Origin of the sequence: Pseudomonas sp. PS02290 (genome assembly GCF_029960075.1) — a bacterium.
Classification (GTDB): Bacteria; Pseudomonadota; Gammaproteobacteria; order Pseudomonadales; family Pseudomonadaceae; genus Aquipseudomonas.
On sequence record NZ_JASCOY010000003.1, the window covers coordinates 140,441 to 165,203 of the forward strand.

General features: G+C 61.3%; 22 protein-coding genes and 1 pseudogene. 14 read left to right on the plus strand and 9 right to left on the minus strand.

The genetic code is table 11. The annotated features are described in order from the left end of the window. Positions 1 to 14: 14 nt before the first annotated feature. A complete protein-coding gene (locus QMX88_RS03105; RefSeq protein ID WP_282366192.1) occupies positions 15 to 905 on the plus strand; it encodes a DUF3034 family protein in 891 nt (296 codons plus the stop codon). Continuing rightward, positions 905 to 1,336: a group I truncated hemoglobin gene (locus QMX88_RS03110; RefSeq protein ID WP_282366194.1), complete on the plus strand. Its 432-nt coding sequence runs from the start codon at positions 905 to 907 to the stop codon at positions 1,334 to 1,336. The genes QMX88_RS03105 and QMX88_RS03110 overlap by 1 nt, the downstream gene beginning before the upstream one ends. Positions 1,337 to 1,441: 105 nt before the next feature. Here the strand turns inward: QMX88_RS03110 and QMX88_RS03115 are convergent, their stop codons facing one another. Together QMX88_RS03115 and QMX88_RS03120 are read right to left on the minus strand one after the other, a co-directional pair. Further along, the gene (locus QMX88_RS03115; protein WP_282366195.1) at positions 1,442 to 3,874 is read right to left on the minus strand and encodes a glucose/quinate/shikimate family membrane-bound PQQ-dependent dehydrogenase; all 2,433 of its coding nucleotides are present in this window, start codon (positions 3,872 to 3,874) and stop codon (positions 1,442 to 1,444) included. Positions 3,875 to 3,986: 112 nt separating this feature from the next. Continuing rightward, the gene (locus QMX88_RS03120; protein ID WP_282366196.1) at positions 3,987 to 5,369 is read right to left on the minus strand and encodes a carbohydrate porin; all 1,383 of its coding nucleotides are present in this window, start codon (positions 5,367 to 5,369) and stop codon (positions 3,987 to 3,989) included. Positions 5,370 to 5,988: 619 nt separating this feature from the next. Between QMX88_RS03120 and QMX88_RS03125 the strand changes: the two genes are divergently transcribed. Beyond that, positions 5,989 to 6,219: a VF530 family DNA-binding protein gene (locus tag QMX88_RS03125; RefSeq protein ID WP_192135192.1), complete on the plus strand. Its 231-nt coding sequence runs from the start codon at positions 5,989 to 5,991 to the stop codon at positions 6,217 to 6,219. 28 nt (positions 6,220 to 6,247) lie between these two features. After that, entirely contained in the window at positions 6,248 to 6,910 is a 663-nt protein-coding gene (locus QMX88_RS03130) for a Pr6Pr family membrane protein (RefSeq protein ID WP_282366205.1), read from the plus strand. A 73-nt stretch (positions 6,911 to 6,983) separates the two neighbouring features. Here QMX88_RS03130 and QMX88_RS03135 read toward each other — a convergent pair whose 3' ends face one another. The 5 genes from QMX88_RS03135 to QMX88_RS03155 all read right to left on the minus strand — a co-directional run bounded on the left by QMX88_RS03135 (position 6,984) and on the right by QMX88_RS03155 (position 13,994). Continuing rightward, positions 6,984 to 7,754, minus strand: a complete 771-nt coding sequence (locus tag QMX88_RS03135; RefSeq protein ID WP_282366207.1) for a siderophore-interacting protein — start codon at positions 7,752 to 7,754, stop codon at positions 6,984 to 6,986. After that, the gene (locus QMX88_RS03140) at positions 7,751 to 8,344 is read right to left on the minus strand and encodes a PadR family transcriptional regulator (RefSeq protein WP_282366209.1); all 594 of its coding nucleotides are present in this window, start codon (positions 8,342 to 8,344) and stop codon (positions 7,751 to 7,753) included. Before QMX88_RS03140 ends, QMX88_RS03135 begins: the two co-directional genes overlap by 4 nt. 130 nt (positions 8,345 to 8,474) lie before the next feature. Then, positions 8,475 to 11,597, minus strand: a complete 3,123-nt coding sequence (locus QMX88_RS03145) for a transglycosylase domain-containing protein (protein ID WP_282366211.1) — start codon at positions 11,595 to 11,597, stop codon at positions 8,475 to 8,477. A 213-nt stretch (positions 11,598 to 11,810) separates the two neighbouring features. Beyond that, positions 11,811 to 12,953 (minus strand): OpgC domain-containing protein, encoded by a 1,143-nt coding sequence (locus QMX88_RS03150; protein ID WP_282366212.1) that lies wholly within the window; start codon positions 12,951 to 12,953, stop codon positions 11,811 to 11,813. A 228-nt stretch (positions 12,954 to 13,181) separates the two neighbouring features. Then, a complete protein-coding gene (locus QMX88_RS03155) occupies positions 13,182 to 13,994 on the minus strand; it encodes a response regulator transcription factor (protein ID WP_282366214.1) in 813 nt (270 codons plus the stop codon). A gap of 132 nt (positions 13,995 to 14,126) precedes the next feature. On the opposite strand from QMX88_RS03155, the gene QMX88_RS03160 reads away from it, so the two are divergent. Continuing rightward, positions 14,127 to 14,942, plus strand: a complete 816-nt coding sequence (locus QMX88_RS03160) for a carbon-nitrogen hydrolase family protein (protein ID WP_192171610.1) — start codon at positions 14,127 to 14,129, stop codon at positions 14,940 to 14,942. 160 nt (positions 14,943 to 15,102) lie between these two features. After that, positions 15,103 to 16,428, plus strand: coding sequence for an APC family permease (locus tag QMX88_RS03165; protein ID WP_282366218.1), 1,326 nt, complete (start codon positions 15,103 to 15,105; stop codon positions 16,426 to 16,428). Between the two features lie 79 nt (positions 16,429 to 16,507). On the opposite strand, the gene QMX88_RS03170 is transcribed toward QMX88_RS03165, so the two are convergent. Continuing rightward, positions 16,508 to 16,879 (minus strand): hypothetical protein, encoded by a 372-nt coding sequence (locus QMX88_RS03170; RefSeq protein WP_282366220.1) that lies wholly within the window; start codon positions 16,877 to 16,879, stop codon positions 16,508 to 16,510. A gap of 195 nt (positions 16,880 to 17,074) precedes the next feature. On the opposite strand from QMX88_RS03170, the gene QMX88_RS03175 reads away from it, so the two are divergent. The 3 genes from QMX88_RS03175 (at position 17,075) to QMX88_RS03185 (ending at position 19,005) form a co-directional block, all read left to right on the plus strand. Further along, on the plus strand, positions 17,075 to 17,344 hold the full coding sequence (locus QMX88_RS03175) for a type B 50S ribosomal protein L31 (RefSeq protein WP_122536087.1): 270 nt from the start codon (positions 17,075 to 17,077) through the stop codon (positions 17,342 to 17,344). A 162-nt stretch (positions 17,345 to 17,506) separates the two neighbouring features. Further along, positions 17,507 to 18,598, plus strand: a complete 1,092-nt coding sequence (gene ddlA / locus QMX88_RS03180; RefSeq protein ID WP_192171607.1) for a D-alanine--D-alanine ligase — start codon at positions 17,507 to 17,509, stop codon at positions 18,596 to 18,598. Between the two features lie 2 nt (positions 18,599 to 18,600). After that, complete coding sequence (locus tag QMX88_RS03185; protein WP_282366224.1) at positions 18,601 to 19,005, plus strand: NUDIX hydrolase; 405 nt, start codon at positions 18,601 to 18,603, stop codon at positions 19,003 to 19,005. Positions 19,006 to 19,046: 41 nt separating this feature from the next. On the opposite strand, the gene metR is transcribed toward QMX88_RS03185, so the two are convergent. Beyond that, positions 19,047 to 19,964: a transcriptional regulator MetR gene (metR, locus tag QMX88_RS03190; protein WP_282366225.1), complete on the minus strand. Its 918-nt coding sequence runs from the start codon at positions 19,962 to 19,964 to the stop codon at positions 19,047 to 19,049. Between the two features lie 207 nt (positions 19,965 to 20,171). Here metR and QMX88_RS03195 point away from each other — a divergent pair. From QMX88_RS03195 to QMX88_RS03215, 5 genes and pseudogenes are all read left to right on the plus strand, one after another. Further along, positions 20,172 to 20,780 (plus strand): annotated as a pseudogene (locus QMX88_RS03195) (5-methyltetrahydropteroyltriglutamate--homocysteine S-methyltransferase); the annotation flags it as partial. A 156-nt stretch (positions 20,781 to 20,936) separates the two neighbouring features. Beyond that, a complete protein-coding gene (locus tag QMX88_RS03200; protein WP_282366226.1) occupies positions 20,937 to 21,929 on the plus strand; it encodes an alpha/beta fold hydrolase in 993 nt (330 codons plus the stop codon). A gap of 110 nt (positions 21,930 to 22,039) precedes the next feature. Further along, positions 22,040 to 22,708 (plus strand): DsbA family oxidoreductase, encoded by a 669-nt coding sequence (locus QMX88_RS03205; RefSeq protein WP_192171603.1) that lies wholly within the window; start codon positions 22,040 to 22,042, stop codon positions 22,706 to 22,708. Positions 22,709 to 22,877: 169 nt separating this feature from the next. Next, positions 22,878 to 23,591 carry a GntR family transcriptional regulator gene (locus QMX88_RS03210; protein WP_192171602.1) on the plus strand — a complete coding sequence of 238 codons (714 nt, stop codon included), beginning with the start codon at positions 22,878 to 22,880 and terminating at the stop codon, positions 23,589 to 23,591. Further along, on the plus strand, positions 23,588 to 24,604 hold the full coding sequence (locus QMX88_RS03215) for an ADP-ribosylglycohydrolase family protein (protein WP_282366232.1): 1,017 nt from the start codon (positions 23,588 to 23,590) through the stop codon (positions 24,602 to 24,604). Before QMX88_RS03210 ends, QMX88_RS03215 begins: the two co-directional genes overlap by 4 nt. Positions 24,605 to 24,763: the final 159 nt, after the last annotated feature.

The window sequence follows — 24,763 nt, forward strand, 5'->3', positions numbered from 1 at the left end:
TGGAACAGAGATTTATGGCACGAAATCTTTCGACGTGTTTTAGCCCCGTGGTACTGGCCAGTGTGGTGGGAGCTTGCGCAGCGTGGGTTGCGCCAGCGGCTGAAGCCGAACAGGGCCGGCTGATCGCGACCGGCGGCGCCAGTAGCATTGAAGGCGGCGCAGGGGGCGGGATCATTCCCTGGGCCATGCTCGCCGGGTATGACGAGCAGGGCGAGTGGGGCGGCAACGCTTTCGCGACCCACGTCGACTTGCCGGACTACACCCTGGATGTAGTCGGCGCAGCGGCGTCCTATGGCAATCGCGTGGAGGTTTCCTACGCCCATCAACGCTTCGATCTGGGGTCACTGGTCAGCAAACTCAATCTGCCGGAGGACAACCTCACTCAGGACATCTTCGGCGTGAAGGTTCGCCTGTTTGGCGACCTGATCTACGATCAGCTGCCGCAGGTCTCGGCAGGGCTGGAATACAAACACCAGAACGATTTCCTCATCCCCAGCCTGGTGGGCGCGAAGCGGGATTCGGATGTCGAGGGCTACGTCACGGCGAGCCGTCTGTTCATGGGCGCGGCCTTTGGCTACAACGTGGTGGTCAATGCCGGTTTGCGTTACAGCCGCGCCAACGAAACCGGTTTGATGGGCTTCGGCGGCGACCGGCGTGATACCCGCAGCGTGCTGAAAGAGGGCGGCGCAGCCATCCTGTTCAACCCGCACTGGGCGGTGGGCATGGACTACCGCGAGAAGCCCGACAACCTGTCGTTCGCCGGCGAAAGCGACTGGGCAGACTTCTTTGTCGGCTGGTTCCCCAACAAGCATGTTTCCGTGGTGCTGGCCTACGCGCATCTCGGTGAAATCGCCACGCTGGACAACCAGAACGGCACCTACCTTTCCGTGCAGGGGAGTTTCTGATGAGGCGGTTTTTGCGGCTGATAGTCGGGCTCAGTCTGTCGCTGCTGGTGGGGTGCGCCCAACAGCCGCCCAAGGACGACAGCCTTTATCAGGACCTGGGCCAGCGCGCCGGCATCCAGAAAATCGTCGAAGGCATGCTGCTGCACATCGCCCAGGATGACCGCATCTATAAATACTTCGCCAAGGTCGACATCGTCCGGGTGCGCGACAAGCTGGTGGAGAGATTCTGCGTCGAGGCAGGCGGCCCGTGCACGTACACGGGTGACTCCCTGGAAGAAGTGCACAAGGGCATGAAACTCAGCCGCAGCGATTTCAATGCGCTGGTCGAGGACCTCATCGATGCGATGAACGAGCAGCACATTCCGGTCACGACGCAGAACCGGTTCATTGCCCGGCTGGCGCCTCAGCGTGGGGAAGTGATCGAGAAGTAGCCTCTCGCGCCTCACTCCTGGCATCCGTTCAGCGCGCACAAAAAAGGCGGTCACCTCACGGGACCGCCTTTTCTGTTACTGCACGACGCTAATCAGTGAAACTGGTCAATCCGGCAGTTTGTAGGCAATCACGTAATCGCCCTGTTTGGTGCCCAGCGAACCGTGACCGCCTGCAACGACCAGCACGTATTGCTTGCCGTCCTTGCCGGTGTAGGTCATCGGCGTGGTCTGGGCGCCTGCTGGCAGACGACCTTCCCACAACTGCTTGCCGTTACGGACATCGTAGGCGCGCAGGTACTGGTCCAGTGTGGCGCTGAGGAACGACACACCGCTGGCGGTGATGAACGTGCCGCCCAGGCTTGGAACGCCCATGGTCAGCGGGATCGGAACCGGCGAGCTGTCGCGCACTGTGCCGTTCTTGTGCTTCCAGATGGTCTGGTGGTTGGTCAGATCGACCGCCGCCACGTAACCCCATGCTGGCGCCTGGCAAGGCAGACCCATCGGCGACAACAGCGCTTCGAGGATCACACCGTACGGCGCGCCTTTGTTCGGCTGCACGCCTTCGGTTTCGCTCTTGCGACCCGGGCCGCCTTCAACTTCTGCTGCCGGTACCAGCTTGGAACGGAACGCCATGTAGCTCGGGTTCACGAAAGCAATCTGACGCACCGGATCGACCGAAATGCCGCCCCAGTCGAACACGCCGAAGTTACCCGGATACACCAACGTGCCTTGCAGCGACGGCGGGGTGAACGGGCCTTCATAACGCAGGGATTTGAAGTCGATCCGGCAGAGCATCTGATCAAACGGCGTCACGCCCCACATGTCGCGCTCTTTCAGCGGCGGCGGCATGAAGTTCAGGTCGGACTTCGGCTGGGTAGGCGACGTGTGATCGCCGGCAACCGCGCCCTGTGGAACAGGAATTTCGTTGATCGGCACGATGGGCTGACCGTTGCTGCGGTCCAGCACATAGATGCTGCCCTGCTTGGTGGAGGCCAGAACAGCAGGCTTCACGCCATCAGCGGTTTTCATGTCCATGAGCGTTGGCTGACCGCCGACGTCCATGTCCCACAGATCGTGGTGGGTGAACTGGAAATTCCATTTCACGTGACCGGTGGCGATGTCCAGCGCGACGAGACCGGCGCTGAATTTTTCCGACGCCTCGGTGCGGTTGCCGCCCCACTGGTCAGGCATCTGGTTGCCCATCGGCAGGTAGAGCAGGCCCAGCTTTTCGTCGACGCTGAACATCGACCACATGTTGGGCGAGTTGCGGGTGTAGGTCTTGCCCTCGGCAATCGGCGTGGTGTCGTCCGGATTGCCGCTGTCCCAGTTCCAGACCAGACGGCCGGTGTGGACGTCGAACGCACGGATCACGCCCGAAGGCTCATCGGTGGACACGTTGTCGGTGACGTGACCGCCAATGACCACCAGGTCTTTGGTCACGGCCGGTGGCGACGTCGAGTAGTAACCGCCCGGTGCGTAAGTGCCGATGTTGGCGCTCAGGTCGATCGAACCGTTGGTGCCGAAGTCTTCACACATTTTGCCGGTGTCGGCGTTCAGTGCGATCAGACGGGTGTCGGCGGTCGGCAGGAAGATGCGACGCGGGCAGGCATTGGCTGCCCCAGCAACTGCCGGAGCGGCCGGGCTTTGCGCAGGGGCAGCAGCGTCGGTCGGAGTGGCGGCAGCGTAGGCGGCGTCATCGTGATACGACACGCCACGGCAGGTCATGTGCGCCCAACCCTTGAAGTTGGCTGCTTTGCCGCTGCTGATCTTCGGATCGAAGCGCCAGATTTCCTTGCCGGTGTCCGGGTCCAGTGCGATGACCTGGCTGTGCGGCGTGCAGACGTAGAGCATGCCGTTGACTTTCAGCGGGGTGTTTTCGGCCGTGGTTTCACCCGGATCGTTCGGACCCGGAATGTCGCCCGTGCGATAGGTCCACGCCGGGACCAGCTTGCTGACGTTGTCCGGGGTGATCTGCGACAGCGGCGAGTAGCGATCGCCGAAGGCCGTGCGGCCGTAGGACTGCCAGTCGCCGTCAGGCATGGCCGGCGCGGCGCTGGTGGTGCCGGCGGTTTCGCGGTCCAGCTGGCCTTTGATTTCACCGGGGTGGGTGAATTGGCTGGCCAGCGCGGCGATGCCCGCGACAATCACGGCGGCGCCCAATGCGCGCGTACCGGTATCGCCGACCTGGCCACGCAGGACCGGACGACGGAACCATGGCAGCAGCATCACGATGCCCAGGGCAAACCAGAGTGCCAGACGTGGCACCAGTTGCCACCAATCCAGGCCCACTTCCCACAGCGCCCATACCGTACTGGCAAACAACACCAGTGCGTACAGGCCGAAGGCCGCGCTGCGACCCATCATCAGCAGGACGCCGGTGATGGCAAAGCCGATGCCGGCCAGCAGGTAGTAAAGCGACCCGCCCAGGGTCAGCAGTTTGATGCCCCCGACCAGCAAGGCCAGACCCATTATCAGAATCACCAGCCCGAGCAAGCTCGGAAGCAGGCGACCCTTACCGAAAGCACCCTCAGTGCTCATAAGTGTTGTACTCCGTACGATGTGGTGGTTAACGCGTGTTGGCGTGAAGGCGCGGCCGTTTAGCCATGCCTTCAATGCCGATGCCTGGGTGCAGACGGACGAGTGGGGCTGATCAGAACGAGGACTGGATTTTCAACCCCGCGACCAGTGCGTCATCGACCTGATTCACGCCGCCCGGATGACGGATGAATTGCAGGTTCGGGCGCACGGTCAGCCAGTTGGCGACGTGCACGCCGTAGTAGATTTCGGCGTTGTATTCAGTGTCCTGCAGGGGCAGGAAGGCCGGGTCGTTGTAGTCCGAGACGCCTTCGGCCTGATTGCGCAGGTTGATGTTCTTGCGGTACGCCGGGTTGACGTGGATGCGGCTGATGCCGACGCCGATGTCATCCTCGGGGCGCGCATCAAACGGGCCTTTGTACGTCGCGCCGAGGGCAACGAAGTTGTCGATCATGTTGGTTTTCTTGTCGTGCAGCGTGCCGTTTGCGAACAGGCTCAGGCCGCGGCTGTTATCGCTGGCCTCGCTGGTGACTTGCTGGCGCAGGGTCAGCCACATGCCGTGTTTGCTGGACGACGAGGCGTAGTCATCGCCGCTCTGGGCGGCGTATCGACCGTTGCTGTCCTTGTAAACGTCGCTGCTGTCGGCGGCGCTGTAGTAGTAACCGGCGCGGTATTCGCCCGGCAGGCCGTTAACCTTCGGCGACCAGACCACCTCGACCGGCAATACCGCGCCCTTCGTGCCGCTGCCGCTGAGTTTGAAGGCGTTGTCGTTTTCCAGGTTGGACGGGTTCTGCTCGAACGCACCGACCTGCACGAACAGTTCAGCATTGAGCTGGTATTTGACGCGCATCGCCCACTGGCTGATCGGCCAGTTGTACCAGATGCCGCCGCCCCAGTTGCCGACCTGCGAGCCGCACAGCGCCAGGTTCTGGAAGTCGCACGGGAAGGTGTTGAAGTCTTCGCCTTCATTGAACCGGCCGACTTTTAAGCTGAGCGTCTGGTCGAGAAATTTCTGCTGGTACCAGAGGTCGGTCAGGCGCGTGACGTTGCCACGGCCCCAGACTTCCTGGGACGACGAAATGGTGCCGGTGCGCGGATCGCCCACGCGGTCGTTGCTGATGTTGTCGCCGTTGCGATTGGTCAGGGTCAGCTGAAATTCGGCGTCGTGCCAGCCGAGGATTTTCTGCAGGTCCATGTGCGCGCCGAGGGCGAACTGGTCGCTGTAACGGGTCGCCTTGTCATGGTTGTAGCCGCCGTGCAGGTTGGAGCCCACTTCCACGACTGAATCGAGCTTGAAGTCGTAACCCTGTTCGGAAAGCTCGCTGCGCTTGCCGCCCCAGTCACCCAGCATCCACGGCGACGTGCTGTCGAACGCCGGCGCTGCGTGGGCGCAGGTCGCGAACCCCAGCGCCGCAAGGCTCAGCGCGCTGGCGTGACGAAAGGCTCGGGACGATTTGCAGGTCGGGGTGCAGGTCAGGCGTTTCAGATGACTGGACATAGGGCGGGAGGTCTTTTTGAGTTATTCGAGAGCAAAAGGCGATGCCGCTCGCAACGCTTTGAAGGCGCATTGCAAGGTCTTAACAAATGACGAATTAACCGTTTCAGCGTTTAGGGCGGCGATGATAGGGCCCTAACAATTTTTTAAAAAGTCGAAATTGCGACATGGATCGTTGCGATTGACGTAACAGTGGCGGGCAGGCAGGGCAGCGCTGTCCACTGTTCAACCCGCCTGTTTACGGTGCTGCGGGGAAGGGCGATTTGCCGCTGACCTTTGCAGGCAGCGCATGGATGAGTGTTTAGTCAGGGGCATCCAATCCGCAGGATTCTGCGACATGGCGGCTGGCGCTTTCCCGGCTGAAGCCGGTCCCACTAAGAGCCTGCGCCGTGCCAGCGAGAATGGAGTGAATGCACGCGATCCAAATGTGGGACCGGCTTTAGCCGGGAAGAGGCCCGTGTCAGCACCATAAATGTCGCGGTGTGGTGAATGACGCTTTCCCGGCTGAAGCCGGTCCCACTAAAATCCTGAAAATCACCCAACCCTTCACACCCGCCGGTGCGTCCGCTAAGGTGCGCAGCTCGCGAAACTGTCCTGTCCCATCAGCGTCCATAGGCCCGCCATGACCACACCCAACAACAACCCGCTGCACGGCGTGACGCTGGAGCAGATCCTCATCGCGCTGGTCGAGCATTACGAGTGGTCGGGGCTGGCTGAGCGGATCGACATTCGCTGCTTCAAGAGCGACCCGAGCATCAAGTCCAGCCTGACGTTTCTGCGCAAAACACCCTGGGCGCGGGAGAAGGTCGAAGGGTTGTACATCAAGCTGGCGCGTACCAAGCGCCCGAGCTGACTTGCGGCCTGCCAAGGATTTGATCGAGATGCCCAGCCCCACGTTGCACCTGTCTCCAGGCCGGCGCCGTTTTGTCATCACGGCCGCCATGCTGGGCTGGTTCGGGCTCGCGGTGCAGCTGTACCTGATTCTCTGGGGGCGATGGATCGACCACGCCAGCCTCCTCGGTGGACTGGTCCGCTTCTGCAGCTTCTTCACCGTGGTGACCAACACGCTGGTGGCGGTGGCACTGAGCTGCGCGGTCATCGACCGGCACTCGGCGGGGTATCGGTTCTTCCGTTCGCCCGTCGTCTGCGCCGGGATCACCACTTGCATCATTCTGGTGAGCCTCGCCTACAACCTGCTGCTGCGCCATCTGTGGACGCCCGAAGGATGGCAGTGGATCGCCGATGAATTGCTGCACGACATCATGCCGCTGCTGTTCCTCGGCTACTGGTTGTTCTTCGTGCCCAAAGGTCTGTTGAGACCTCGACATGTGCTGATCTGGACGCTGTATCCCGTTGTGTACTTCGGCTATTTGCTGCTGCGCGGGAATGTCTTCGGCGACTATCTTTATCCATTCCTGGACATCGGCACGCTTGGAGTGGCCAAGGCGCTGACCAATGCGTTGGGCGTGCTGGCAGGTTTTGTGGTGATTGGGTCAGTCGTGTATGGGATAGACAGGATTTCGGGCCGCAGAGGGCAGTCGTAAACCTCAATCATGCTGAGACGCCCCGAATCTGGCGCGCCTGCAGCACTCAATCATCCCGAGGATCTCGTACACCTCACTCCTCGTCCGAACCGTCCGCGCGCCAGTAGCCTGCTGCCTTGACGGCCGCTTCGTCCAGCTTGAACTCATCCAGCAGCACGCGCCGCACTTTGCGTGACAGGGACGACTCGGTCGCGACCCAAGCGTACAAGCTGCCTTGCGGCAGGGTCAGTTGGCGCGTGACCTCAAGCAGGTCCTGCTCGCCACGCACCACCCAGATCACTTCAATCTTCGCATCGCTGGTCAGCGCCTGACGCTCCGCCAAGTTATCGATTTCAACCACTACTAGCGCACGTCGACCGGCCGACAATGCTTCCAGCCGACGACCAATGGCGGGGAGGGCGGTTTCGTCGCCGATCAGCAGATAGCTGTCGAACATGTCCGGCACGATCATCGAACCCCGAGGCCCGGCGATATTCAGCGTTTGCCCGGCTTCGGCCTGAGCCGCCCAGGTTGCCGCCGGACCGTCGCCATGCAGCACGAAATCGATGTCCAGCTCGTCGGTTTGCGGGTCGTAGCGACGGGGGGTGTAATCGCGCATCGTCGGGCGCGGGCCTTCAGCGTTTTGCAGCGGCGCATCGCTGTCCAGCGCCGCCTGCTCTTCGGGCGTGGTGGCGAACAACAGTTTGACGTGGTCATCCGTGCCCAGACTGATGAACCCCGCAAGCTCCGGCCCGTGCAAGGTGATGCGGCGCATGCGCGGGGTGATGTCGGTGATCTTCAGCACTTGCAGCTTGCGACGTTTGATCTCGTGGCTGACGCGGTGAATTCCCTGGGGTGCATTCATTCCGATTTCTCCGACGCAGGTTGTTGGCCGTCGACGATGGCTTTCGCGGTGTCGTTCAACAGGTCGCGAACCCGCAGGATTTCCTCGGGGTTCCAGCGACCGTGGTGCATCTGCAATGCATGACGCAGGTTGTGCACGGCCTCGTGGATTTCCGGCGGACGATCATGGCCGCGCAACGAGCGCTTGCTGACGTCGATGCGCATTTTCACGCCATCCAGTGCCACCGCCTGTTCAGTCAGGAACTGCTGACCGGCCTCAGTGATGCCATAGCGCTTCTTGCCGCCATCGGAATCGCCCTGAATCAACTCGCTCTCTTCCAGAAAGGTCAGCGTCGGGTAAATCACGCCCGGGCTCGGGCTGTAGGCGCCGTCGAACAGCGCTTCGATCTGGCGAATCAAGTCATACCCGTGGCACGGCTGATCGGCGATCAACGCCAGCAGCAGCAATTTCAGGTCGCCCGGGGCAAATACCCGAGGCCCGCGGCCGCCGCGTTCACGGCCGGTACGTTTCTCGAAACCATCGCGGCCGTCGCCGTGTTCGCCGAAGTGAGGACGATGGTGGTGGGGGTGATCGTGTGAGTGGTCTTTCATTTTTTTCATCTCTTGGTACAAGTTAGATATACCTTAAGATATATCTTATTGTTTCCACAAGACGCGTTAAGACGAACGGTTGTCTCCCGGTTTTCAGGAGACGAACGCGATGACTTCAATGAAAAACCGGCTACAGACGCGTTGTCACCTGCGTAGGAACGGGCGCCTTGCACTGCGTGAAAGTGCCCGGCTCCAGGTAGGGATTGAGAATCGGCGCCATGCCTTTGAGCACTTGCACCGGAAGGGCGGAGGTGAATTTGAAGCTTTCGGCGGCGCGTCCGGGGACGTAGGCGGTCAGCGTGCCGTAGTGGTTGTCGCCGATGAAAAACACGAAGGTCGCGGTCCGATTGATGGCCTTGGACGCCAGGATTCGCCCACCTGCGCCGATGCTTTCGATGCGGTTGTCGCCCGTGCCGGTCTTGCCGCCCATGGCCAGCACGCTGCCATCCTGAGTTTTGAAACTGCCGGACACCCGCCTCGCCGTGCCGGCATCGACCACCTGTGACAGCGCCTCGCGCATGGCCGCAGCGACTTCCGACGGCAGCACCCGCTTGCCCAACTCGGGGTTGTTGATCAGTTGGGTTTCGTAAGGCGTCTGCGCAGCGAAGTGCAGGCTGTCGATGCGCAACACCGGCAGGCGAATGCCATCGTTCTGGATAATGCCGATGAGTTCGGCGAGCGCGGCGGGCCGATCACCAGAACTGCCGATCGCGGTCGCCAGTGAAGGCACCAGATGATCGAACGGATAGCCCAGCCGCTGCCAGCGCTGATGGATATCCAGGAACGCTTCGATCTCCAGCATCGTGCGAATGCGGCTGTCGCGAGCGCTCTTGTGCTGGCTCTTGAACAGCCAGCTGTAGACTTCCTGCCGCTCGAAACGGCTGGCCGCGACGGCGTCCTTGAACGTGGCGTCCGGGTTCTGCAGCAGATACCCCACCAGCCACAGATCCAGCGGGTGCACGCGGGCAACGTAGCCCTGATCCGGCAGATCGAACTTGCCAGGGCCATAGGCGAAATAAAGTTCGTCCAGACGCTTTTCGGTCAGCGCCGTTTTGCTTTTCTCCCCGGCCATGTGCGCACGAACAAACGCATTGAAGGCGCTCTGCGTGGCGTTCGGCAGCAGATAGCGGTGCACGGCGGCAAGCCGGCTCGCAGCGGGATGCACCCCGTCGAGAAAGGTGTCGAGCCGGTCCTGGGTGGATTTGTTTTTATAGCGCTTCCAGAAGCGCAACAGGAATGACTTGCCCTCGCGGTCGGCAAAATCGGCCAGGTATTCCTGACGCCTCGGGTCGCTGTCGTCCTTGAGCAACACCGCACTGTTGTTGGGCCCCTGATAGGTGGTGTAGCGCACCAGATCACGCATCAGGCGAATGAACGGCAGATTGATCGACTCGCGCAACGCCTCGCGAAGGGTGGGGTTGCGGGCGTTGTCCTCCCGGCGGAAATTATTGAAATGATGCAGGCCGCCGCCGGTGAAAAAACTCTCCCCGGGGCTGGCCGAATACTGACGGTCGAGGGCAGCAGCGAGCATCTTCGACAGGTCACGATCGGTGTTCTGAATCAGGTAATCCACGGCCCAGCGGCTGAGTCGGTCGGAATCCCCCACCGGGGTTTTCTTCAGGGCGCTGTTGGGCTGAGCGGCATACTTGTCGTGCAGCTCGGCGATGACCTGCAAATAGGTCGTCAGCACGCGCATCTTGGCCGTCGAACCCAGCTCCAGCTTGCTGCCCTCGTTGATGTCGAACGGCTGATCGGTGCTGTCAGTTTGCACCCGCACCCGCGAGCCATCCGGGTCGCGCTCAAACAGCGTGAAGCTGTAACGCACCGCCTGGGTGCTGGTGGGTGTCAACAGGTGCTCGCCGATCAAGCCCATCTGACCGGCAAATTCGGGTTTGGCAAGGTCGCGCAGGTACTGACCGACGCTGATCTGCAGGTCGTTCTGCAGCGTGCTGGTGGCCGACAGATCCAGGCGATCGAGGTCGTAAAGCGAACGGTTGAGCATGTTCGACAGCCGCGTGCGCGCGACAGTGATGCCTTTGTTGCTCTCAATCGGCTGCACGGTCGGCTGCTGCACCCAGTCGCGATAGGTCACGCTGGCCGCCAGTGCGGCGTCGGCCAACGGTTGATCGATGACATTGTTCTGTGCGAGCACGCGCAGATGGCTGTCAGTCAGATCCGCGAGCTCCTTGCGACCCTTCGCCAGAAAGTGTGAGGGCCTGCGTTGGGCGATCACCAACGACAGGACTTCGCGCAGCGCCAACCCTTTCGCCGCCAGGGTTTTATCGTCCTTGGCTGTCGAAGCCAGCAGCTGATTAGTGCGGTCGAAGTCCGCGCCGTACCAGACCCGCAAACCTTCGGCCATACCGTGGACTTCGCCATGACCGGGTACCGCCGACAGCGGCACGCTGTTGAGATAATCCCGCACCACGCGTTGCCGCGCCTCAAAGGTCTGCTGCCCCGGCTGATAAGCGCGAACGCTGGCGGACACCATCTGCCGGATCTTCTCGCTGCCCGACAGCGTCAGGCCGTCCGGCGAGTGCCGGTACTTCTCCAATTGAGTCGCCAGCGTGCTGCCACCGGCCGATTGCCCCGGCAACCCCACCACCTTCGCCACTTGGGAAAGCGCCGCTTTGAAAAACCTTGGCCAGTCCACCGCCGGGTTGGCGAGCGGGCGCTGAGCGTCCAGCAGGTCGCGGTTTTCAATAAACAGCAGGCTGTTGACCAGCACAGGCGGGATGGCGGCGAAGGTCGGGTACAGCTGCTGCGGGTAGGTGTACTGATACAGAGGCTCGGCGCGGCAGTCGGTAATGGTCAGGCCGGACTGAATCTTCTCCTGATACGGCACGAAGAAACCGCGCTTGGCGTAGGCTATAAGATCGGGGGAGAAGCGCGCCTGGGCGCTGATCAGGTAGTCACGCTTGAGCAAGCGCGGCAGAAATTCGCCCAGAGCGGAATAGCCCAGACGCTTGTCGAAAGGCCCGTCACCGGGATACACAATCGCGTCGCTGGGACCGGCTTCGACGCGGTAGCTCAGGCCTTGGGCCAGGTGACTGAACTCCTGGGCCTGCAAACGGGAGCTGCGCACTTCGGTCGAAACCACAAATCCCAGGATCACCGCTGCCGTCAGCACCGCCACCAGCAGAAACCGCCACACGTAACGCCGTGGGCGAGCATGGGCGGGCATTGATCCGTTCCCCTGACTGTCAGCCTTGACCGCAGCCTTCTTCGTATCGGAATGCCAAAAAGCGCCCATATCGTTGGCCCGGTCAAACCTGCACATCGCACTTGTTACAAGCGTAGACGCTGGTGGGCACGGAGGGGATTTTGTGCGCAGGGGCGTAAGATCTTTCCGATGTGCAACCTTGGTTCCGGATCGAGGTGGAGCTTGTTTGACGAGCGGATGGAGACTCGGAACGGTACGAACCGTGGTGAGAGGCTGTCCGTCAGGCAGTGCGCGACAGCCTCATCAAACCTTCACCACCCGCGCCGCCTTCGGGCTGCCCAACCGCTTGTTCAACTCCAGCCAGTTCGACAACAGCAGCATCAACCCCAGGCCAAGCAACGCGGTGATCACGCGCATTTGCCAGGCGTCGTCCGCCAGCGCGTTCGCCATGTCGGCCAGCGGGGCGAGTAGGACGCCGAGGCAGAAAATTTCCAGCGAATAGCGACCCATTCGGCAGGTCTGCCGGACAGGCCAGTTGTCGAGCCAGGTCATCGACGTCGGCAGCGTTTTTGCGACGACATACACCAGCGCAAGGAAATGCAGCAGGCGCACCGGAGACAGGTCTGTCTTGCTGATCGGGTAGATCAATTCAGTGAGCGCGGTAGGCAGGAGCGCGTCATGCACGTCAGGAAATTTCCACAGCACGGTGATGACGCCGGCCATCAGCAGGTAAGCCGCCGCTATGAAAAACAGCGGCTGTTGCCAAAGCGGCCGAGCAGGGGCGATTACGATTGGCGCCCGTTGGGTATGCAGGGCGAAGGCGCCGCCGAGCACGAAGATCAGCTGCCAGGCGACCGGATTGAAATACCAGTAACCGCCGCCTTCGTAGGCGCTCAGGTTCCAGCCGAGCAGCGGCACCATCATGTACAGCGCAATCGACAGGCCGATCGCCAGCGCTGCGTTGCGCAGCATGATAGGCAGGATCAGCGGCAACGCGCCCATCAGCAGGATGTACAGCGGCAGCGGGTCGGTGAGGTTGGGTTTGAAGCGCAACAACAGTTCATCGGCCAGCGCCTGCTGCGGGTTGCCGACGAAATACTCCAGGCCCATCTCACGCACCATGTCGCGGGTTTCGACGTGATTGTTGGCGACGAAAACGATGCCCATCAGCAGTGTCAGCAGGAAAATGTGTGCGACGTACAGCACCCATGTGCGCCGCAGGATACGCAGGCAAGCCACCACGTAACCGTCCCGTTGCGCCACGCGGCCATAAGCGAGTACGGCGGCGTAGCCGGCGAGAAACACGAACACCTCGGCGGCGTCGCTGAAACCAAAATTGCGCAGCGTCAGTTGCGCGAAAGGGTTGGCTGGCACGTGATCCCAAAAAATGAAAATCAGCGCCAGACCCCGAAAGAAGTCGATGCGATGGTCGCGTCCGTTCGTCATGACGGTGGGCCTTGCAAAGGTGTTTAAAGAAGAGGGGCCAGTGGCGGCCGTGGTTCCTTGCCGTCAGCAGGGTCTGATCGGCGGCGCGCAGGGTGGCGGGTTTGCGGGGTAAAAGCAAAGGGTGGATGTTGCAGGATGTCTCGATTTGAGACGCTTCACACAGCGAGACAGACCCTTCTTGGCTGGCACCGTCGCGATTGCTTCAATCGGGCAAGCCAGTCCTGCGACTCAAGCGCTCTGCGCTTGAAGAAAAATCGAAAACAGCTCGGATTGCGATTTGATGCCAAGTTTGCTGTACATGTGCTTTTTGTGGACGCGCACGGTTTCCGCAGAGATGGCGAGCTTGCGGGCGATTTCCTTGCTCGAACAGCCGCTGAGCATCAGTCGACCCACCTCCAGCTCCCGAGCCGTCAGTTGCGCGCCACGGCTGTGCTGAGCCGATGCTTCGAGCTGTTTGCGCCAGTTGCTCATCGGCAACGGCGTATCGAGCAGCTCTTGGTCGGTTGCCGCAGCTTCAATTTCGAAGGGCAGACGCTGGCGTAACAGGGCGATGACCCACGGCTGGATCATCGACAGCAGGGCAATCTGTTTGGCGCTGAATCGTTGGGTTGAGCCCAGGGACAGGCACAGGGTGCGGTCCTGGTCGATCTGGCAATTGAACTGAATTTCATCGGCGACGACGTTCAGCCGAAAGTAACGCTGGTAATACTCGGTGAGTTCGAAATGCTCGGGCGCGACTTCGGCAAGGCGGAACAGGCCGCTTTGCGAGCGCTCGCGGCTGGCGACGTAGAAGGGGTCGAGCAGGTACAGGCCTTTGAGGTAATCCTGAAACAGTTGGTCAGGGCTGCCATCTTCAGCCGGGCTCTCGGCGAACACCTGCGGGCGCTGCCCGGAGCTGAATTGCAGCGCGACCCAGCTATCGAAACTGACGAACTGATCAAGCAGCCGCACCAGTTGGGCCCAGAAATTGGGGCGGTCCAGCGCTTCAATCAACTGCCCGACCGAGCGATGCCAGGCCATGTCCTGAAGTGCGATTGTCATCCTCTACCCCTATTGGGTTACTACAGCTGCGTAATTCCCCGTAACACTTACTGATGCGCATACTGCCCGCAGAGCCAATCATCAGGCCAGCATTTTGTGCCCGACCGGCCCGCGACCTTATAAGGAGAACCCATGAAGGTGGAACTCGCCCAATTGACGGGCCAGGACAACGACACCGTCCACAATCTCAAGCGCGCGCTGAATGCCATTGCGGCATGCGCTGACGACACTGCGCTGATCGTGTTCCCGGAAACGCACCTGATGGGCTTCCCCTCCAGCGAGACCGTTGCCCGGGTGTCCGAAGCGCTGGACGGCCCCAGTGTCAGCGCCATTCGTGAAGCGGCGCGGGCGCGCGGTGTCTCCGTCGTGATCGGCATGGCCGAAAATGACAACGGCGCGTTCTTCAACACCACGTTGCTCATTACCCCCGAAGGCATCGCCCTGCGTTACCGCAAGACGCATTTGTGGGCGTCCGATCGCGGCGTGTTCAGCGCGGGCGATCGATACGCCACCTGTGAGTGGAACGGGCTGCGGGTCGGCCTGTTGATCTGCTACGACATCGAGTTCCCGGAGTCGGCCCGCGCGCTGGCGCAACTCGGCGTTGATCTGATCATCGTCACCAACGGCAACATGGACCCCTACGGTCCGACCCACCGCACCGCAATCATGGCCCGTGCTCAGGAAAATCAGGCGTTCGCGCTCATGGTCAATCGCGTCGGCGAAGGCGAGGGCGGGCTGGTATTCGCGGGCGGCAGCGCACTGGTTGACCCATTCGGGGCTTTGTTGCACGAGGCGGGTCGGGAAGACACGCAACTCACCGCCGAACTCGACCTTGGGCAGCTACAGGCTGCGCGTCGCGATTACCGCTACCTGGATGACCAGCGCCTGCGACTGCCGGGCGAAGTCGTCGAACATGCCAACGGCGTGCGCGAGCTGATCATTCCCTGAAGCGTCAGAAGAGACATCTCTAACAAGCCTAATAAGAAGAATGAACCCTCACTGCTGCGTCGAACGCGGCAGTGGATGCACGCCCTCCAACTAAAAATACGCCTTTGTTCTGCCGCACTTTTCTCTGCCATAAAACCTATAAATTTCGGAGTAGTCGCTCATGGCTCGCTTGCAACGCACCCTTTCATTAGGGTCGGTGGTGCTGTTCGGCATCGCCTACATGACCCCCATCATTGTGCTCGGCACCTTTGGTATCCTTGCGCAAACCACCGGGGGCATGGTCCCCGCGTCTTATCTGGCCGCTCTGGTTGCCATGTTTTTCACGGCCATGAGTTACGGCCGCATGGCGGCTGCGTTTCCGGTGGCCGGCTCTGCCTACAGCTACGTGCGCAAAGCCATCAGCCCCAAGCTGGGGTTTATTGCCGGCTGGGCGGTGCTGCTGGATTACCTGTTCTTGCCCATGGCGATCTGGCTGATCGGTGCCGCGTATCTGGGCTCTGCGTTCCCGTATGTGCCACAGCCGGTGTGGGTGCTGACGTTCATCGTCGTGACCAGCCTGATCAACATCGTGGGCCTCAAGCTCGCCAATACCATCAACGCCTTGCTGATGATCGTGCAGTTCCTGGTGCTCGCCGCCTTCGTGGCGCTGTGCATCCATTACATCGGCGGCGATGCCAGCAAACCGTTGTGGACGCTGTCGCCCTTCCTGAACGGTGACATGCAGATGCCGTTGATCATGAGCGGAGCGGCGATTGCCTGTTATTCCTTCCTGGGCTTCGACGCCGTCAGCACCCTGACCGAAGAAACCCGCGATCCGCGTCGCACCATTCCCCGGGCGATCATGCTCATCACGCTGATCGGCGGGTTGATCTTTGTCGGCGTGTCGTACTTTGTGCAGCTTGCCCATCCCTCGGCTCAGTTCGAAAACGTCGACTCGGCCGCCTATGAAATCGCGCGCAACATCGGCGGCGACGTGTTTGTGACGATTTTCCTCATTGGCCTTATCGTCGGGCAGTTCGCGTCAGGGCTTTCCGCCCAGGCCAGCGGCTCGCGCCTGCTCTATGCGATGGGCCGCGACGGGGTGTTGCCCAAGTCGTTCTTTGCCAGCCTGAGCGAACGATTCGGCACGCCGGTCAACAGTATTCTGTTGTGCGCGGTGGTGGCCTTGCTGGCGCTGAAACTGGACGTCACCACGTCCACCTCGTTCATCAACTTCGGCGCGTTTCTGGCGTTCAGTCTGGTCAACCTGTCGGTCATTTTTCACTACTGGATTGCGGGCGAGAAACGCGGGCCCCGCGAGCTGCTGCTGTTCCTGATCTGCCCACTGATTGGCCTGATTGCCGATCTGTGGCTGATGATCAGCCTGGACAAACTGGCGATCATGCTGGGTTTGGCCTGGTTGGCCATCGGCTGTGTGTACCTGGCGTGGCTGACCGGCGGATTCCGTCGTCAGCCGCCGGAAATGGATTTTCAAGAAGCGGCCTAGTGACACGGCGGGCGATGCAGCGCGGGCGCCATCCACAGGCGCCCTTTTTGTGCGAGCAGATCCTGAACGCAACCCTGGATTACTGAGCTTCTGGCATCAGCATCGGCTTGCGGTCCAGCGTCTCGCTGACCATTCGATAGATGTCTTCTTTGCCGTCGTCATTGCAGCAGCGGATCTCGTGGAGCACTTCGCGCTCTTTGGGAGACAGCCCGATGTAGTTCCACTCGCACGCCTGGCGCATGAACACGTCGTGGTCGTTGACCGGCATGACGTCGTCAGCGGCTTCGTGAAAAGCCTCCACGATCGTGGCGAGCAGGCTGACGAGTTGCTCGGCGTCAGGCTTGCCGTCGGTTGCCTGGACCAGACGCTGCAGATGATTCAACGCGCTGCGGGCGTCAATCAGCTTCATGTGTGCGGGGACGCTCATTTCGTATCGATCGATCAGGTGCATGGCACTACCTCCTGGTGTTGTTCATTCCGTTCCCGTCCGTGACGGGGCTGGGTCGTCAGGGCGCGAACGTTAGCGGCAGGGGAGGCGCCGGAAAAGCCGAAAGTTGTAACGGTTACAAAATCGTTTCCGATTGAACTTTGCTGAATTGATACTGTATAACGTATTACATGATTGCTTACATTCTGGAGAAAGACGATGAAAGCCGACATCCATCCCGACTACCGCCAAGTGCTGTTCCACGACACCGCTGCCGATGTGTTTTTTCTGATCGGCTCCACGGTTGACACCGACCGCACGCACACGCACACCGATGGCAACTCCTACCCTTACGTTGCCCTCGACGTGTCCAGCGCGTCGCATCCCATGTACACCGGCCAACAGCGCAAGACCACCACCGAAGGCCGTATCGCCGGCTTCAACAAGCGCTTCGCCACCTTTGGCTCCGGCGCCAAGAAAGAGGAATGACAGCAGCACTTCCCGCGCTCCGGGCATCGCCAGTCGATCACCCGGGCGCGGGATTTTTTTGCTGTTTTTTCACTGTATTCCGTCTTGCAGGCCACCTTGGCACTGGACTATCGGGCCAAATTGCTTTTAGCTCTGCGGCCTGAAATTCAGGAGCATCCCCCTTTGAAAAAGTCAGTCGCCATCGTTTTCGGTGGGCAATCCTCCGAGCATGAAGTGTCGTTGCAGTCGGCGCGCAACGTGATCAACGCGATTGATCGCAACAACTTCTCCATCACCCTTATCGGCGTCGACAAGCAGGGCCATTGGCTGCGCTTCGACGAGCAGGATTACCTGCAGAACCCCACCGATCCTGCGCACATCAAACTCAGTGAATCCGGCCGCCTTCTTTCGCTGATGCCAGGCGCCAGCGGGCCGCAGTTCGTGGAAGTGCAGACCGGCGCAGAGGTGCCGCGCATCGACGTGGTGTTCCCGTTGATCCACGGCAGTTTCGGGGAAGACGGCTGCCTGCAGGGCATGTTGCGCCTGCTGGACATTCCGTTCGTGGGTCCGGATGTGCTGAGCTCCGCGGCCTGCATGGACAAGGACGTGACCAAACGGCTGCTGCGCGATGCGGGTATTTCGGTTGCGCCGTTTGTGGTCCTTCACCGTGGCGAGACGGTGGATTTTGTCAGCGTCTCGGCACAACTGGGGCTGCCGCTTTTCGTCAAGCCGGCGTGTCAGGGATCGTCGGTCGGCGTGAGCAAAGTCGTCGACGAAGCCGGTTATGCCGCTGCGCTGAAACTGGCTTTTGACTACGACAACAAGGTGCTGATCGAGCAGGGCATTGTCGGTCGTGAAGTGGAATGCGCCGTGCTGGGCAACCACGAACCGAAGGTCAGCGTGTGCGGTGAAGTCGTCGCCAATGACGAGTTTTATGCCTACGACACCAAGTACCTGAACGACGGTCAGGCGCGCATCGCGATCCCCGCGCAGATGCCCGAAGACATGAGTGAAGCCGTGCGTGAAGTGGCGCTGCAGGCCTATCGCGTGCTGGGCTGCGCCGGCCTGGCGCGGGTGGATTTCTTTGTCACCGAGGCACGGGAAATCATCATCAACGAGGTCAACACGCTCCCCGGTTTCACCTCCATCAGCATGTACCCGAAACTCTGGCAGGCCAGCGGATTGAGCTACGCCGAGCTGATCGACCGGTTGATCACGTTGGCGCTGGAACGCGCCGAAGAAACCCGCGCGCTGAAGACCGAGGTGGTGCTGTGACGGTGAAAACGCTCCGTATCGCCGCCGCGCTGCTGACCCGTGCCGATGGCAAAACATTGCTGGTGCGCAAACGCGGGACCGAAGCGTTCATGCAGCCGGGCGGCAAGATCGACGCCGGTGAGTCGGCGCTCGATGCGCTGGCCCGTGAGCTGAACGAGGAATTGGGGCTGGTCATCGCGCCTGAACACGCGCGGTTTCTGGGCGAGTTTTCGGCGTTAGCGGCGAACGAACCGGGCTTCGAAGTGAACTGCCAGCTCTATGGCGTTCAGGTTGAGGACCCGGTCAATCCGGCGGCCGAGATCGAGGAAGCAATCTGGGTCGACGGCGGGAATATCGACCAGTTGCATCTGGCGCCGCTGACCCGGGATTCGATACTGCCGCTGTACCGAAGCCTGCAAAACGCCTGATTTGCAGGGACCGCATTGCATGGGGTAAGCAGCGGGGCGGATTAACGAACCGCGCTCACTCCATCCAGTGTCGAAAACGACGTGTCCTTCGCCGTCAGCAGGAAGTCACGCATGTAGGGCGCGTCCAGCATGTCTGCGCGAATCGCCGCGTACAGCGTGGCGAACAATCCTTTTTCCCCCAGCCGCTTGCCCTTCACGTAGCCGCGTGAGCTGTATTCATGCAGCGCCCAGTGCGGCATCCCACAGACGCCGCGTCCGCTGGCGACCAGTTGCATCATCATCACCGTCAGTTCGGACGTGCGCACCTGCGCCGGTTCGATGTCGGCTGGTTCAAGGAAACGCGTGAAGATGTCCAGGCGGTCGCGCTCGACGGGGTAGGTGATCAGGATTTCATTGATCAGGTCTTCCGGCACCACATAAGGCCTGGCTGCCAGCGGATGCTGGTTGGCGACTGCGAGCATGGCCTCGTAGGTGAACAGCGGCACATAGGTAATGCCTGCCAGTTCCAACGGGTCCGAGGTCACTACCAGATCCAGATCGCCACGGGCCAGGGCGGGCAGGGGCGCGAAAGCGAAACCCGACGCCAGATCAAGCTCTACCTCCGGCCAGGCATCGCGGAACTGATCGATCGTCGGCATCAGCCACTGAAAGCAACTGTGGCATTCGATGGCCATGTGCAGGCGCCCGGCGACACCGCCGGCGAGCCGCGAGATATCGCGCTCGGCATGGCGCAGTTGCGGCAGCACCGAGTCAGCCAGTTGCAGCAGGCGCAAGCCCGCGCTGGTGAACCGCACCGGTTTGGTCTTGCGCACGAACAGCGGCATGCCCATGCGCTCTTCCAGCTCCTTGAACTGGTGAGACAGCGCCGATTGGGTCAGATGCAATCGGTCAGCCGCGTCAACAAGGCTGTCTGCTTCGCGTAATGCATGCAGGGTTTTCAGGTGGCGAATTTCCAGCACCGATGGCGCTCCATGAGTAAATTTTGTGATCAACACGAATTTAATGAGTTTGTCTCATGTATGGGGAAGTGTCGACAATGGCGCCATCTTTTGAAGGAAGCAGTCAGCATGGGCCAGGTCAACAACTCTAATTTTCCTCACATCGGCGTGGCCAGGGGCTTCAAGCACATCCTCGAGACGCTGGGTGACGGCGTTGAGGTGGATTCAGTGCCGACGTTCACCCCGGACCAACGCTTTAACCTGAACTGGGCGCCGCTGTTCGATGAGGTCGATGAAGCCCGCGCGCAGGGCCAAACGATCCGGCCGGAAATCATTGGGCCGTTGACGTACCTCTGGCTGGGGCAGGCGGAGGGTGAGGGCTTCGACAAGCTCGACCTGCTGGATCGTCTGCTGCCGGTGTATGGCGAGATCCTCGGTCGGCTGGCGGGCAAGGGCGTCGAGTGGGTGCAGATCGATGAGCCGATCCTGACCCTGGACTTGCCGCAGGACTGGAAGAACGCCTTCGAGCGCGCCTACCACGCCCTGCAATACTCACCGCTTAAAAAGCTGCTCGCGGTTTCGTGTGGCGGTCTTGGGCTGGGCAGTAACCTTGGCCTCGCGGTGTGCCTGCCCGTGCAAGGGCTGCATGTCGATGTGCTCAGTGCGCCTGAACAAATGCCCTTGGTGCTGGACCGCCTGCCGACCTACAAAGTGCTGTCATTGGGCGTTGTGGGTGAACTGGACGCGGCCAGCGCCAACGCTGAAGCCGCGCTGGAAGTTGTGAAGGAAGCTCAGTTGCGCTTCGCCGACAACCTCTGGGTCTCGGATTCGATCAGCACCCCGGCAACAGCGGCCGCGTGAATGCAGGCCCAGATGACCGTTTTGCTACCGCTCAGCCCTCTTCATCAAACTGTCACGCAACTGTGGCAGCGCGCTTGAGCAAACTTCATCAGACTCGCGGCCTACTGGGGTTCTGTGTGTCGGTGTTTTTCCATGCGGGTTTTACTTTTTCTGGCTGCGCTCTTGTGCAGCCTGCCGTCTTTTGCGGCCTCTCGATGCGATGTTGACGTTCCCACGCAAGTGGCCGAGCTCGATGACGTGCACCTGGCGTATCAAAGCATCGGCCGTGATTCCGATCCGGCGCTGCTGCTGGTCATGGGGCTTGGCGGGCAGTTGATCCACTGGCCGGATGAGGTGGTCGTCGCCCTGTGTCAGCAGGGCTTCCGGGTCATTCGCTACGACAACCGGGATGTCGGATTGTCGACCTGGGTCCAGGCTCCCTCAAGCGCCAACCTCACCTATGAAGTGCTGCGCTACAAGATCGGCCTGCCGGTGTCGGCGCCGTATTCCCTGACCGACATGGCTCAGGATGCGCTAGGCCTGATGGATGCGCTGCATGTTCAGCAATTCCATGTGCTGGGGGCGAGCATGGGCGGCATGATTGCGCAGCATCTGGCCGACATGGCGCCCAAGCGCGTGGAAAGTCTGACGCTGATCATGACCAGCTCCGGCGCGCCCGGCCTGCCGATGCCCAGCCCGGCGTTGTTGCAACTGCTCGCCCGTCGTGGCGCGCCGGACCGGCAGACCGCACTCGAGCAGCAGGCTGATTTGCTGGCTGCGTTGGGCAGCCCGGAGGTCAAGGATGATCGACAGATGCTGCTGCATCAGGCGGCGGTTTCCTACGACCGGGCGTTCAATCCTGAAGGCGTGAAACGGCAGATTCTGGCGATCCTCGCTGAACCCAGCCGCGTGGAGCTGTTGAATCGTCTGCGGGTGCCGACGCTTGTCGTGCACGGCACGGCGGATCCGCTGTTGCCAGTGATGCATGGCATTCATGTAGCGGCGCACATTCAGGGCAGTCAACTGAAGCTCATTCCCGGCTTGGCCCACCGTTTTCAGGAAGCCTTCAAAGCCCCGTTGCTGGCGGCGGTGTTGCCGTATTTACGCGAGCATCGCGAGGACGCTTCCCACGTCGCCCAGCTCTGATGCAGCGGCGGGCTTGATCCGCTGCTTGAGAACAAGCGCGCCGGTGTAGGGTGTGAGCGCCGTCGTGATCGGCGTATCGTGCAGCTTTTCCTCTCTTGCACGAGGCTGCCATGAGCATTCCGCTGAAAATCGACTTCATCTCCGACGTGTCCTGCCCTTGGTGCATCGTCGGCCTGCGCGCGCTGGACCAGGCGCTCGAGCATCTGGGCGATGAAGTTCAAGCCGACATTCACTTCCAGCCCTTCGAACTCAACCCGCAGATGCCGCCGGAAGGCCAGGACATCTTCGAGCACATAGCCGAAAAGTACGGCTCGACCCGCGAGCAATTCCAGGCCAATGCCGAAAACATTCGCGAGCGCGGCGCAGAACTCGGGTTTGTCTTCAAGCAGGGCGAGCGACGCATATTCAACACCTTCGACGCCCATCGACTGCTTCATTGGGCCGAGCTGGAAGGCAAGCAACACGCGCTGAAAGAAGCGCTGTTCACCGCCTATTTCAGCCAGCATGCCAACGTATCCAGCCATCAGGTGCTGGCGGATGTCGCGCAGAAAGTGGGCCTGGATCGAGTGCGCGCCGAGGCCTTGCTGGGCAGCGACCAGTACGCCAGCGAAGTTCGCGAACTGGAACAATTGTGGGTGTCGCGGGGCGTGAGCTCGGTGCCGACAATCGTCTTCAACGACCAGTACGCCGTTTCCGGTGGGCAGCCTGTCGACGTGTTCGTCAGCGCCATTCGTCAGATCGTGGGCGAAGAATCGAGCGTGGTTAACCCGGTCGACTAAAGCGGGTAGTCGACCATGACGGGCAGCGCGCCTGTGGGTATTCCGGGCTCTCAGGCTTTGGACACTTATCAACACGCGCGCTGCTGACCGTCATCTGCTGTTACTCATCGACCATTGCATTTCAAAAAACACTTGCTCCTCCCAGCCACTTTCGGATATCAATTTGTACATGATTAGACAGGTTCGATTCGACAAGAAAAAACGCGTGGTGGATGAGCTGGCGCGACGCATCGAGAGCGGCCAGATGGGGTCGGGCGAATTGTTGCCCGGTGAGAACTTGCTCGCGCAGGAATTCAACGTCAGCCGTGGCACGCTCCGGGAAGCGCTGTCCGAGCTCAAGCGACGCAACTACATCGCCACGCAAACCGGCGTCGGTTCGATCGTGACCTATGACGGCATCTCGCTGGATCAGCGTGCCGGGTGGGCACAGGCCCTGGCCGACACCGGCGCCAAGGTCAGCACCGAGATTCTGCGTCTGGTGGCGGTGCAGCGGCCTGATCTGGCGGGCCGGTTTGGCACAGCCGAGTTCATCGCGCTGGATCGCCGTCGAACTGCCGGGGATGGCAGCGTGGTTTCCCTGGAGCGTGTGCTGATTCCGGCCTGCGACGGCCTGGAAAATCTGCCCCGCGACGGGCTGATCGAAGATTCGCTGACAGTCACGCTGGCCGCCCACGGCTATGTCGGTGATCGGGGCGATCAGTGGATCGGCGCCGAGCCCCTGAGCAACGATGACGCGGCACTGATGTTGCGGCAGCCGGGCTCGGTGTTTCTCAAGGCGACGCGCACCACGTTCGATCGCCGCGAACGTTTCATGGAGCACGTGGAAAGTCTTCTGGACCCCGTGCATTTTCGTCTGCATCTGGCTTTTGGATCGTCTACATGACCGCACTGATCGACACCCGCGACCGAGGCCTCGGCGCTTTCTACGGACTGGCACTGGGCGATGCGCTGGGCATGCCAACGCAGTCCCTCAGTCGCGAGCAGATCAGGCAGCGATTCGACCGCATCACAACCTTGCAGGCCGCCGGTGCCGATCAGCCGATTGCGCCGAACATGCCCGCCGGGTCGATCACCGACGACACCGAGCAGGCGGTCCTGGTCGCCGAATTGCTGGTTGCCGGAGAAGGGCGCATCGAGCCTTCGGACCTGGCGCAACACCTGATTGACTGGGAGGCGGTGATGCAGGCCAAAGGGTCGCAAGACCTGCTGGGCCCGTCGACCAAGCGCGCCATCGAGATGATTCTGGCCGGGCACAGCCCTGAGGAGGCCGGGCGTTTCGGCACCACCAACGGCGCCGCCATGCGCATCACGCCGGTGGGCATTGCCTTTGATGTGCGCGAAGAAGCGCGCTTCATCGAGGCGGTCAAACAGGCCTGCCAGGTCACCCACAACACCACTCTCGGCATCTCCAGCGCAGCGGCGGTGGCCGCGGTGGTCTCGGCGGGCATCAGCGGTGCCAGCCTCGGCGAAGCCCTGGAGGTCGGCGCGCGCATCGCCCGAGAGGCCGAGGGCTTCGGCTACTGGATCGCCGGGGGCCGCATTGCCGCGCGCATCCAGTGGGCCAGAGACCTGTGTGCCGGGTGCAGCAACGAACAGCTGCCCGATCTGATTTATGACGTGATCGGCACATCGGTCGCCTCCCAGGAATCGGTGGTCGCGGCCTTCGCCCTCGCGCATCACGTGGCTCGCGGGCAGGTGTCGGCATTCGATGCGCTGTGCATGGCCGCCAGCCTGGGCGGCGACACCGACACCATCGCCGCCATTCTCGGGGCCATGCTCGGTGCCTGCGCCGGCATGGGCGCCTGGCCTGAGCCGCTGATCAAACAGATCCAGACCGTCAACGGACTCGACCTGTATCCGGTTGTCGAGCAGTTGCTGTCCCTGCGCGGGGTCTGATCCGACCAACGCCAGCCCGTTTAACGAATAAGACCTACCTCGCGGCTTTATGCAGCGGCGAGCCAGGGTTTTTGCAGCCTGCAAAAGCCCACGCTGACACGGATGTCGTTTGCTTTGCGCACTGCCCACAACCAGAACAAATGGCACAGGAGCATTCAC